General features: G+C 34.3%; 9 protein-coding genes. All 9 read right to left on the bottom strand.

From position 1 onward, the window contains the following. Positions 1 to 110 precede the first annotated feature (110 nt). A complete protein-coding gene (locus tag J4O15_RS08050) occupies positions 111 to 1,550 on the bottom strand; it encodes a sensor histidine kinase (protein ID WP_208100379.1) in 1,440 nt (479 codons plus the stop codon). Next, positions 1,540 to 2,637, bottom strand: a complete 1,098-nt coding sequence (locus J4O15_RS08055; RefSeq protein ID WP_208100380.1) for a response regulator transcription factor — start codon at positions 2,635 to 2,637, stop codon at positions 1,540 to 1,542. Before J4O15_RS08055 ends, J4O15_RS08050 begins: the two co-directional genes overlap by 11 nt. A 3-nt stretch (positions 2,638 to 2,640) precedes the next feature. Next, positions 2,641 to 3,429 (bottom strand): Nif3-like dinuclear metal center hexameric protein, encoded by a 789-nt coding sequence (locus J4O15_RS08060; protein WP_208100381.1) that lies wholly within the window; start codon positions 3,427 to 3,429, stop codon positions 2,641 to 2,643. After that, a complete protein-coding gene (locus J4O15_RS08065) occupies positions 3,416 to 4,096 on the bottom strand; it encodes a tRNA (adenine(22)-N(1))-methyltransferase (protein ID WP_208100382.1) in 681 nt (226 codons plus the stop codon). The genes J4O15_RS08060 and J4O15_RS08065 overlap by 14 nt, the downstream gene beginning before the upstream one ends. A 5-nt stretch (positions 4,097 to 4,101) precedes the next feature. After that, the gene (rpoD, locus tag J4O15_RS08070) at positions 4,102 to 5,271 is read right to left on the bottom strand and encodes an RNA polymerase sigma factor RpoD (protein WP_208100383.1); all 1,170 of its coding nucleotides are present in this window, start codon (positions 5,269 to 5,271) and stop codon (positions 4,102 to 4,104) included. A gap of 10 nt (positions 5,272 to 5,281) precedes the next feature. Further along, positions 5,282 to 7,021: a DNA primase gene (gene dnaG, locus J4O15_RS08075; protein WP_208100384.1), complete on the bottom strand. Its 1,740-nt coding sequence runs from the start codon at positions 7,019 to 7,021 to the stop codon at positions 5,282 to 5,284. An 11-nt stretch (positions 7,022 to 7,032) separates the two neighbouring features. Beyond that, positions 7,033 to 8,043: a deoxyguanosinetriphosphate triphosphohydrolase gene (locus tag J4O15_RS08080; RefSeq protein ID WP_208100385.1), complete on the bottom strand. Its 1,011-nt coding sequence runs from the start codon at positions 8,041 to 8,043 to the stop codon at positions 7,033 to 7,035. A gap of 1 nt (position 8,044) precedes the next feature. After that, positions 8,045 to 9,703: a helicase HerA-like domain-containing protein gene (locus tag J4O15_RS08085; RefSeq protein ID WP_208100386.1), complete on the bottom strand. Its 1,659-nt coding sequence runs from the start codon at positions 9,701 to 9,703 to the stop codon at positions 8,045 to 8,047. Positions 9,704 to 9,888: 185 nt separating this feature from the next. After that, positions 9,889 to 12,153 (bottom strand): glycogen/starch/alpha-glucan phosphorylase, encoded by a 2,265-nt coding sequence (locus tag J4O15_RS08090; protein WP_208100387.1) that lies wholly within the window; start codon positions 12,151 to 12,153, stop codon positions 9,889 to 9,891.

Raw genomic sequence — 12,153 nt, forward strand, 5'->3', positions numbered from 1 at the left:
GTAAACATAGATTTTTTTGCGGATATTTTATATTATTTTTCAATATAAAGGTATATGTATAATTTTTTATGATTTATGTTTAATATCTTACGAATATGATCAGCAATAAATCAGTTCATATTATTTTCTGCAGGCAGTATAATTGTAACGGTTGTACCCACATTTTCTCTACTCTCAATATCCAAACCATATTCATTACCATAATATAATCTGATCCTTTCAGCTACATTATAAAGTCCGAAACTGTCTCCGTTAGTTCTTATTATATCGCTGTTTTCTAAAGAGGTGTTTTCTATCACAGCCTTTATTTTATTCAGCTTATTCTCGTCCATTCCCACTCCATTATCAATTACCTCTAAAATTATATTATTATCTTTTTCATATCCTCTTATACGGATACTGCCACCCTCTCTTTTATATTTAATACCATGATATAGAGCATTTTCCACAAGTGGCTGTAATAAGAGCTTTAGAATTCTCATATCATATAAGCTGTTTTCTATTTCTATACTGTACTCCAAAATATCATCATATCTGAATTTCTGTATTTTAAGATAGCTTTCTATATGCCTTATCTCTTCTCTTATTTGAATAAACTTTTTCCCTTTATTAAGTCCTATTCTAAGAAAGCTTGATAAGGCGGTAATCATATCCACAACCTTCTTTGAATCTCCCGCCTCTGCCATCCATACTACAGTATCTAGAGTATTATATAGGAAATGGGGATTTATCTGAGCCTGTAAAAGCCATAGCTCAGTGTTTTTCTTGTTTTTTTGCTCTATCTTTATATTTTCTATCAGCTCTTTTATTCTTATTATTTTATCATTAAAATTATAAGAAAGCTCATCAATCTCCAAGATATTGCTCTTTAGATTATTTTCCAGTAAATCATTTTCACTCCTCTTTGTATAATTACAAAGTTTCTTTATAGGATCTGCAATATGACCGGATACAAGATTATACATATACATAGTAAAATACAGAATACATAATATACTGATAATACTGAATGTAAAGATAACTGCCATCTGCTTTCTTATTTTAATACTTACTGTATTAAGCTTTTTTGTTTCTTCATAGATATAGTCATTTACCGTATCCTCTATAAGCTCTGTGGTAATCCTGATATCATATTCAAGACTTAGAATATTTTTATTATAATCCTTGTAAATATCACTCTTTGCAATATTATCTATTTGATTGTTTAATATATTTACAAGAGTGATAAGTCCCTTAGGTCTGCTTATCTCTTCTTTTAAATCACCGGATTCCAAAAGTTTTTCAAATATATTTTTTGCATATTCCAAATCTTCGTAGGGATTTAAGTTCTCTATCGTATCGGCACCTATAACCACACGATACATCTTATGGTCAACATTTTCCTTGAATTTAAAATTAAATTCTGTAGCAATACTCAGATTTTTAACTATATTTGTATATTCATCATTTTGCCATTTTAGAACAAAGAGTAAATATAAAATAATACATGCCGGAGGAATAAAGGTTATAAGCAACCTTTTCATAACATAATTTTGTATACTATTTTTCATTTTTATTTTCTCTATATGCCTTTGGGGTATCTTTTTGATATTTTTTAAAGGCTGAGCTGAAATAATGCTGGTCTCTATATCCTACTTCCAATGCGATATCCGATATTCTTTTATCTGTAGCTCTCAAAAGTCTTTTGGCTTCATTTATCCTGGTCTGTGTAAGATAGTCAATAAAATTAACTCCCAGTTCCTGCTTAAAAATTGTACTGAAATATGTCGGACTTAAGCCTATATACTCTGCAACCGTATTTAAAGATATATCCGCATTCATATAGTTTTTCTCGACAAAGTCCTTTGCCTTATTTAAAATAAAACTGTAGTGGCTCCCTGTAAGCTGATCTCTTTTTTCTATCATAAAGTTCAGCAGATTTAATAAATAATTCTTCATCATATGTATATCTGTAACCGCCATATCAAAGGCTTCCATACTTCCGAATTTATTTCCCAGTTCTTCTTTATCAGCGCTGCTCTTATCAAAAAAATTATTAGATTCTATAAAGGCATCCATTATTACATATTGCCTGAATATCAAAGATTTTAATTGACCACCCATTGTATCAATATAATCTTCTACAAAATTCTCAACATCAGACCTCTCACCTGTAATAATAAAATCTCTAAGCCTACCCTTATTAAAACTTGAAGTATCAAACTTTTTGATATCAAGTTCTATATTCTCTATTGTGGCATTTGAAATATTATTATCCGATTTGGATTTAATAATTGTCTTTACCTTTTTTAATACGGATAAAAGTTTTTCCTTGGAGATAGGCTTTAAAAGATATTCACAGGCACCTATATGTATAGCTTTTTGGGCATAATCAAAATCATCATATCCGCTCAAGAATATAATCACCATATCCGGAAATTTTTCTTTAACAATTCTTCCAAGCTCAAGCCCGTCCATAAAAGGCATTTTTATATCTGTAATTAAAATATCCGGTCTTTTCAATTCAATTAGAGGAAGTGCCAATTCTCCGTCGGCAGCTTCCCCTACAAAATCAAATCCATATGAATTCCAGTCTATTTCATTCTTTATACCTTCTCTGACAAACTTTTCATCCTCTACCAAAAAAACTTTTACCATCCCCTAAACTATCTCCATCGGATTTGTATTTTTAAACTTAAAAATATTTATATCATCAAACTTTTTTAAATCATCCTCTATTCTCTCTATAAATATATGTTCCAAACCATAATGTGTGGCATCAATAATACAAATTCCTTCATTGCTTGCATCCAGACCTTCATGATGTGTGATATCTCCTGTTATAAGCACATCCGCCTCAGCCAATGCATGCTTATACATTCCCTTACCCGATCCCGGACTTATAGCAATTCTTGAGATTTTTCCCTTTATATTTTCTCTGCCGAATACTGCCACCTTTTCCAAATTGAATTTTTCTTTTATCAAAGATACAAGCTCATCCAATGACAGAGCTTTTTTTAAATCACCTATTTTACCGACACCAAGCTCTTTTCCATCCTTTATAGCAGTCACTTCAAGCGGTCTTGTATTGGTTAAAGAGAGTTTTTCTTTTGCTATATCAGCCATACCTCCGTTTGCTATATCAAAATTTGTATGTACAGCTATTACGGATACATTGTTTTCCAATATTTCAAGGATATAATTTCCAAGCAAGGTCTCATTTGTTATCCTTTTTATGGATGAAAATATTACAGGATGATGGGATATTATCAAGTCTATTTTTTTCTCTTTTGCATAATCAAGTACCGAGTTTGTAATATCAAGAACAATCAATATTCTTTTTACCTCTGCATCTTTCCTCCCAAGTAAAAAACCGGAATTATCCCAGTCCATGGCAAGCTCCGGAGGATATAGATTATTTAAATATTCCAAAATTTCATTGCATTTCATTGATTACCTCCTCGATTATATCCAGTCTTTGTACCAATTCAGCTCTTCTTTTTTCATTTAAGCCGGTATTTGAAATAATATTTATATATTTATTTTTTTCCTTTTTAAGAAATTCAAATAGTATGGGGTTTTTATTTTTAATAAGATATTTACCGTATAAAAGTTCACTATAGCTGTAATAAACTTCATATCCTGTGTATCCTACCTCCATAACGGTATAAAACTTACCTTCATCAATACACATATCTTCTTTAAATATCTCAAAACCTCTTTTTAATAAAAAGCTTCTTACCTCATCAACTTTTGTATGAGGAGATAAAATAAATGTATTCTTTTTATCATAAAACATTTCAGCTCTTTCTAAAATATCAATGATAAGTTCTCCCCCCATACCTGCTATAATTATTGTATCAGCCTCATCATTTCCCAATTTTTCAAGACCATTAGAAAGCCTTAGAATAATACTGTCTTCTACACCGAAAAATTCAATATTTTCTCTTGCCTTTTCTAATGGTCCTCTGTTTATATCACAGGCATATGCTTTTTTTATTATCTCATTTTTTATAAGATAAATAGGTATATGTGCATGATCTGTTCCTATATCTGCCACAATGCTTCCACTTTTAACAAAGTCCGCTATTGTTTGCAATCTTTTTGATAATTTCATTTTCTCTATTCCAAAAAATCTCTCAGTCTTTTTGATTTTGACGGATTTCTAAGCTTTCTAAGTGACTTTGCCTCAATTTGCCTTATTCTTTCTCTTGTGATACCGAATACCTTTCCCACTTCCTCAAGGGTTCTTGGCTTTCCGTCCTCAAGTCCGAATCTGAGAAGTATAACTTTTTGCTCCCTTTCGGTAAGTAATTTTATCACATCCATAAGCTGGTCATGTAAGAGTACATCCATAGCAAAATTCACAGGAACTTTTGCATTATAATCCTGCAAAAAATCACCCAAATGCGAATCATCCTCATCACCTATAGGTGTTTCCATCGATACAGGCTCCAGTGCAAAACTCATAATTTCTCTTACCTTCGGAACGGAAATATTCATTTCCTTTGCCACCTCCTCAGGACTTGGTTCTCTTCCAAGTATCTGAACAAGTTTTCTTTGAGTCTTTATAAGTCTGTTAATAGTCTCAACCATATGTACCGGTATTCTTATGGTTCTTGCCTGATCGGCTATTGATCTTGTTATTGCCTGTCTGATCCACCATGTTGCATAAGTTGAAAATTTAAAACCCTTTTTATAATCAAACTTCTCAACAGCACGCAAAAGTCCTAGATTCCCCTCCTGAATAAGATCTAAAAGCTGCATACCTCTGCCCATATATCTTTTTGCAATGCTGACCACAAGTCTGAGATTGGATTCCGCCATCCTTTTTGCTGCTTCTTTTCTTATACTCTCATCAGGATCGGATATTTTTTTTGCAAGATCCATCTCATCATCAACATTTAAAAGCGGTATCTTACCGATTTCCTTCAGATACATTTTTATAGGATCTTCAATGGAAACATAATCATTTAAATCATCCAAAACATTTAAATCAATATCACTTAAATCCTTGATATCCTCTTCATTAAATTCATCATCAAAACCCCCGTCTTTTAATAAAATATAATCCTCAGGATCCGTATCCGTGTCAAAATCGGTCGGTTCTTTTTCAAAATCCTCATCTATTAAGATATCTTTATTTTCAAGAAACTCAATAAACTCAGGAATATATTCCTTCGGTATATCATTTTCAGAGAAGAATTTTTGGATATTCAAAGAATTTATTTTTCCGTCAATATCTTTTTTCAAGATCTTTTCAAACTCATTTTTTAAGTTCTTCCCCCTCATACTTCCTCCACTAGCCTAAATCAACACGAAGTTTTCGCAAAATTGCTTGTTCTTCAATAATTTTTTGAAACTCTTCTATTCCTTTTGCATTTTTGCTCTTCTCGTCTAAACTTGCTTGTCTGATTTTAAGTATACTTTCAGTGATTGCTTTTTTCTTTTCATCATCACTAAGGTTAGTCCCCAAGGTTGTATTAAGTATTTTTGAAAGTAATTTCTGCTTTTCCATATCCTCTGTATAGTCATCACAGATATTTGAAAATGTCATATCCCCGGTTTTTAACTTTTCAAATATCTTTGTTGCCACATCTCTGTAAAAGCCCTCTGTAAAATTTTCAGGTGATATATACTCACTTATCCTGTCAAAAAGCTCCGTTTCCTCCACCATCCAGGTAAGCAAAAGCCCCTGCGCCTTTGTATATCCGTCATCCGTCTTTTTATTTTCTTTACTTACATCCTTTTTTATAAATCCTGCGGTATTTCCGAAAGAATTTACCATATCAAAAAGTGCATTGTATTCAATCATCAATCTTTTTGCTACGGCATGGGTATAATTCTCTCTTTCCAGCTTTTCGCTAAAAAGACTCAGCATCCTTGCCACCTCTTTATAAAAGCTTGTTCTCTCATCGGGCTCATTAAGATTGTAGTCCTTTTTTAATACCTCGATTTCCCAAAGGAAGGCATTATCTGCATTGTCAATTCTTTTTTGAAATTCCTCGCTGCCCAGATTTTTTATAAATTCATCCGGATCCTTATATGGAGCCATGGATAAAACTTTTACATTGATATTTTCCTCCTTTAAAAGAGGAATTGCTCTCTTGGCGGCATTTATACCTGCTTTGTCCGAGTCATAGGTCAGTATGACTTTCTTTGTATATCTGCCTATCAGCTTTACATGAAGTGCTGTAAGTGCAGTACCCAGACTTGCTACGGAGTTTTCAAAGCCTGCATTATGCAAGGCTATAACATCCATATATCCCTCACATATTAAAAAGAAATCTCTTCTTGTCCTCTTTGCAAAGTTTAATCCATATAAATTTCTGCTTTTATCAAATGCAAGTGTTTCAGGTGAGTTTACATACTTTGGCAATCCGTCTCCAAGCACTCTTCCTCCAAAACCTATTACTCTGGAATTGGCATCAATTATAGGAAACATAACTCTGTTCCAAAATCTGTCTCTTACACCCTTTTCATCAATATTTATCAGACCGCTCTTTTTTAATATATCATCACTGTATCCCGAGTCTTTTAAAAAATAATAAAGATCATTTGGTGTTTTTTTTGCAAATCCTAAGCCGAAATGTGTTATATCTTTTGAATCAAGTCCCCTGTCCTTAAAATATTTCAGTCCGACTTCCCCTTCTTTTGAAAATAAATTTTCATAAAAATATCTGGCTGCAGTCTTATTTATTTCAAGTATAATGTTTTTTTCATCACTTTTTGCCCTGTCATTGTCATTTATCTGCGGCAATTCAATATTTGCTCTCTTTGCGAGCAATGCTAAAGCTTCATTAAAAGAGTAGTTTTCATATTGCCTGATAAAGGTGATTACATCTCCTCCTACACCGCAACCGAAACAATGAAAAAGCTGTTTACCGGGTGATACTGAAAATGAAGGAGATTTCTCTGCATGGAATGGGCAAAGCCCCATATAATTTGCACCTTTTTTTTGTATTTTCACATAGCTTGAAACAACATCCACTATATCATTTCGGGATCTGACCTCATCTATTATATCATTTGAATAATACAATCGTTTACTCCTTAATATACATCCCAGGATTTTGGAACAAATAAATCTTTAAATTTTTCTATGGCATATAAATCGGTCATTCCTGCAATATAGTCACAAACCACCAATTCCCTATCCTGATTCAGTTCTTTAATAAAAAATATATATTCATCGGGCAGCTTATCGCTATGGCACATATAATAATCAAATAATGATTTTACCATCGCTTTTGCCTTGCCCTCCTGTGATTTTGGAACTTCATTATGATAAACCTTTTTAAAAAGCCATGTTCTAAGTCCCATCATTGCCTTATACTTTTCTTTATTCATGGATATCTCAGGCTTATCAATACTTTCCTCTATCACACCATGTACCAGATTATTCAGTCTTTCCCTTACGGAATGTCCCAAAATATCACTGTATTCTCCGGGGATATCCTTTTCCTCCAGTATATGCGCTCTGATAGAATCATCTATATCATGATTTATATAGGCAATCTTATCTGAAAGTCTGACCACATGCCCCTCCAAAGTTGCAGGATTGCCCGAAGTTCTGTGATTTAATATACCGTTTCTTACTTCCTTTGTAAGATTGAGCCCCAAGCCGGATTTTTCTATAAATTCGACTATTCTGACACTCTGCTCATAATGAGCAAAACCGTGGGAACATACTTCATTTAATACATCCTCTCCCGAATGTCCGAACGGAGTATGCCCAAGATCATGTCCCAATGCTATAGCCTCCGCTAAATCCTCATTTAATCTTAAAGCCTTGGCAATAGTCCTTGCAATCTGTGCCACCTCAAGTGTATGAGTAAGTCTGGTTCTGTAGTGATCACCTTCAGGAGCAAGAAAAACCTGAGTTTTATGCTTCAATCTCCTAAATGCCTTTGAATGAAGTATCCTGTCTCTATCCCTTTGATAAACAGTCCTTATATCACATTCTTCCTCATACCTGTCTCTTCCCAAGGAGTTTTTACTTAAAGCGGCATATTTACTGAGAGTCAACTCCTCTCTATGTTCTACATCTTCCCGTATATTCATATTATTTTAATTTAAACAATGTTGAAAGGACACCTCTTCCAAGGCTGGCTCCAAGATTACCTCCAAGGCTTGTTCCGAATTTGCCTCCGGTCTTTCCTATAGTCTTACCTATTTCTCTGCCTATAGTACCGGCTGCCGTACCCGCAACGGAAGCCACACCTTTTTTTATAGCATCCTTTTTCTTTTTCTCTTCCCTTTCGGCTTCCCTTGCCTGTCTGTCCGCCTCTTTTTGTGCCTCTCTTGCCTGTCTGTCTGCTTCTCTTTGTGCCAATCTTTCCTGCTTTTCGGCTGCTTTTCTATCCAGTTCAGCCTGCTTTTGTGTTTCTTTTTCCTCTATTGCAGCCTGCTTTTCTTCCTCTCTTTTTTGAGAAATCTCTATTTGCAATCTCTGTAAAAATTCATATGCCGAATCTCTGTCAATCATATCCTTATATTTACCTGCAAGATCGGACATGGAAATAACCGTTGCCCTCATCATATCATCTATCGCTCCAAGATATGACTGTGGAGGAAGAACCTTGGCTTTTCTTACCATGGCAGGTGCACCGTCATCAGCTATAAATGATACTACAGCCTCACCTATACCAAGATTTGTTATAACCTGTGCAGTATCAAAGTCAGGATTTATTCTATAGCTTTGTGCCGCAGCCTTTATTCCCTTTTGCTCTGCAGGCGTATAGGCTCTTAGAGCATGCTGAACCTTATTTCCAAGCTGTGCCAATACCTCATCCGGAATATCACTTGGATTCTGTGTTATAAAATATACTCCTATTCCCTTTGATCTGATAAGTTTTACAACCTGTTCTATTTTCTGAAGCAGTGCCTTAGGTGTATCCTTAAATAAAAGATGTGCCTCATCAAAGAAAAATACCATCTTAGGTTTGTCAAGATCTCCCACCTCAGGCATTATCTCAAAAAGCTCCGCAAGCATCCAAAGCATAAATGTTGCATAAATACTCGGATCATTTATGATTGTAGTCGCATCCAGGATATTTATCATACCCTTTCCGTCCTTTGTCACAAACCAGTCATTTATATCAAGGGCAGGCTCTCCAAAGAATACATCTCCTCCCTTATCTCCGAGCGCAACCAGACCTCTCATAATTGCATTGACACTTTGAGGTGCTATATTACCATACTCAGCCTTATAATCAGCCGCATTTTCACTGACATAATTTAACATACTCTTTAGATCTTTAAGGTCAATTAATAATAATCCCTCATCATCAGCTATTTTAAATATAATATTTAATATATCGGTCTGAATCTGATTCAGCTCAAGAAGCTTTGCCAACAGCATAGGTCCAAACTCCGATATGGTAGTTCGAAGCGGCAGCCCTTTTTTCCCGAATATATCCCAAAAAATTGTAGGATATGCCTTGAATGAAAAGTCTGCACCCATATTAAGCTCTGAAGCTCTTTTTACTATACTCTCTTTTTCTTCACCGGGTCTGCACATTCCCGATAAATCTCCCTTAATATCTGATAAAAACACCGGTACACCGGCATCAGAAAATGACTCAGCCATAACCTTTAATGTAACTGTTTTACCTGTTCCCGTAGCTCCTGCAATAAGTCCATGCCTGTTAGCGTATTTTGATTTTATACATAATTTGGCATCACCATCGCTTGCCACCCAAATTTCATTATCTTTGTACATACTATCTCCTAAAATTTTACCTTATAATTCTATTTTATCCTAAGTTAACAATTATAACAAGCAGATAAAGTATTTAACTGCAAAAAGAGCCGATACAAAGTATCGACTCGGTAAACATGACAAATTCATGAACTCTAATGATCTACATTTAACAAAAAAGTATTTAAAAAGCCGATACTTAAAATCTATAAATGCCAGATATCATTATTATATTCAGCAATGGTTCTGTCTGATGAGAAGAAACCTGCTTTGGCTATATTAACAAGCATCTTTTTTGACCAGCTTCTCTCATCCTCATAGTCAAGAAGCATCTGCTCTTTTACTCTTATATAATCCTTTATATCAAGAAGCGCCATAAACCAGTCTTTTCCTACAATTTCCTTATAGAGTCTTGCAAGATTTTCAGGATCACCTATGCGTATAAGCTCCTTACTGATAATAAAGTCCACCAGTTCCTCTATAACAGCATCATTTTCATATATTGCAGCCGCATTATATTCACCTGTTTCATAGAGTCTGATTACTTCCTCCGATTTCTTTCCGAAAATATAAATATTTTCATCTCCAACCAATTCATGAATCTCTACATTGGCTCCGTCTTCAGTTCCCAAAGTCACTGCACCGTTTAGCATAAACTTCATATTCCCCGTTCCCGATGCCTCTTTTGATGCAAGAGAAATCTGCTCCGATATATCACATGCAGGTATAAGCTTTTGTGCCTTTGTAACATTATAATTTTCCACCATAACGATCTTCATATAAGGGCTTACATCAGGATCATTGTTAACCAACTGTTGCAGACATAAAATCAAATGTATAATATCCTTTGCAATAGTGTATGCAGGTGCAGCCTTCGCTCCGAAAATCATTGTAAGAGGTCTTTTTGGCAGATTACCCTTTTTGATTTCCTTATATTTATAAATAGCATACAGGGCATTCATCTGCTGTCTCTTATATTCATGGAGACGCTTTATCTGAATATCAAAAATCGAATTTTCATCTATATCTATATTCTGTGTATGTTTCAGATATTTCTTTAACTCTGATTTTGCATCCTTTTTGATCTCTCTTAATCTTTGTAAAACCTTTTCATCATTTTCATAGTCCATCAGTTTTACAAGATTATCTGCATTCTCAATATATTCCTTACCTATAAGCTCTTTTAAATAATCTGAAAGCTCATGATTGCAATGTATAAGCCATCTTCTAAATGTAATACCGTTTGTCTTATTATTAAATTTTTCAGGATAAATATCATAGAACGGCTTCAGCTCGGAATCCTTTAATATTTCCGTATGAAGGGCAGCTACTCCGTTTACAGCATATCCGTAATGAATATCAATATGAGCCATATGTACGCGTTCCTGATTGTCTATAATATAGACTCTTTCATCACTGAATTTATCCCTCACTCTTCTATCCAGTTCTCTTATAATCGGTACCAACTGCGGCACTACTTTTTCCAGATAGTATACAGGCCATTTTTCCAGGGCTTCGGCTAAAATAGTGTGATTGGTGTAAGCACAGGTTTTACTTACCACATCAATAGCGCTGTCCATATCAAATCCCTTTTGCTCAGTCAAAATACGAATAAGTTCCGGAATAACCATTGTAGGATGTGTATCATTAATCTGAACACATACATGTTCATGAAGTCTGTGTAAATCTATACCTTTTTCTTCAGCCTCTTTTATAATAAGCTGTGCTCCATTGCTTACCATAAAATATTGCTGATAAATTCTTAATAAATGTCCCGCCTCATCACTGTCATCAGGATATAGGAATAGTGTCAGGTTTTTATATATATCATACTTATTAAAGCTGATTCCGTTTTCAATAATAGATTCATCCACACTGTCAAGGTCAAAAAGATGTAATTTATTGCATTTACTGCGATTATATCCCGGAATATCAATATCATACATAGTTGATTTTAAAGTAAAATCTCTAAAAGGCACTTCAAAGCTTACATCTGTCTTTATAAGCCAGCTGTTTTCTGTAATCCATGGATTTTTTTCTTCACTCTGCTTATTGTCTACAAACTTTTGAAGGAATAATCCGTCATGATAGTTTAATCCTACACCGTCTCCGTTTAATCCCAATGTTGCAATGGAATCAAGGAAACAGGCAGCCAAACGCCCAAGACCTCCATTTCCAAGTGAAGGCTCAAGCTCAATTTCTTCGATACTTGTTAAATCATGATTGTTTCTTTGAAGGATTTCTTTTACTTCATCAAACATTCCAAGATTTATCAGATTATTGGACAATAATTTACCGATAAGAAATTCTGCCGATATATAATAAAGCTTCCTTTCTCCATAATTATGTTCCATATCCTTCATTTTTTCTTTTGTGATATTTAAAAGTGCAATATAAATCTCTCTGTCTGATGCATCTGCAATTTCTTTCCCAAGCTTTTCTCTAAGTATTTGCTCTAATGATATTTCCAT

It is taken from the genome of Lachnoanaerobaculum sp. Marseille-Q4761 (assembly GCF_017565785.1).
Taxonomy (GTDB): domain Bacteria; phylum Bacillota; class Clostridia; order Lachnospirales; family Lachnospiraceae; genus Lachnoanaerobaculum.

What these genes read in the sequence shown, in the direction of transcription:
- J4O15_RS08050 (WP_208100379.1), bottom strand. Translation starts at nt 1,550, where the DNA reads ATGAAAAATAGTATACAAAATTATGTTATGAAAAGGTTGCTTATAACC.
- J4O15_RS08055 (WP_208100380.1), bottom strand. Translation starts at nt 2,637, where the DNA reads ATGGTAAAAGTTTTTTTGGTAGAGGATGAAAAGTTTGTCAGAGAAGGT.
- J4O15_RS08060 (WP_208100381.1), bottom strand. Translation starts at nt 3,429, where the DNA reads ATGAAATGCAATGAAATTTTGGAATATTTAAATAATCTATATCCTCCG.
- J4O15_RS08065 (WP_208100382.1), bottom strand. Translation starts at nt 4,096, where the DNA reads ATGAAATTATCAAAAAGATTGCAAACAATAGCGGACTTTGTTAAAAGT.
- rpoD (WP_208100383.1), bottom strand. Translation starts at nt 5,271, where the DNA reads ATGAGGGGGAAGAACTTAAAAAATGAGTTTGAAAAGATCTTGAAAAAA.
- J4O15_RS08080 (WP_208100385.1), bottom strand. Translation starts at nt 8,043, where the DNA reads ATGAATATACGGGAAGATGTAGAACATAGAGAGGAGTTGACTCTCAGT.
- J4O15_RS08085 (WP_208100386.1), bottom strand. Translation starts at nt 9,703, where the DNA reads ATGTACAAAGATAATGAAATTTGGGTGGCAAGCGATGGTGATGCCAAA.
- J4O15_RS08090 (WP_208100387.1), bottom strand. Translation starts at nt 12,153, where the DNA reads ATGGAAATATCATTAGAGCAAATACTTAGAGAAAAGCTTGGGAAAGAA.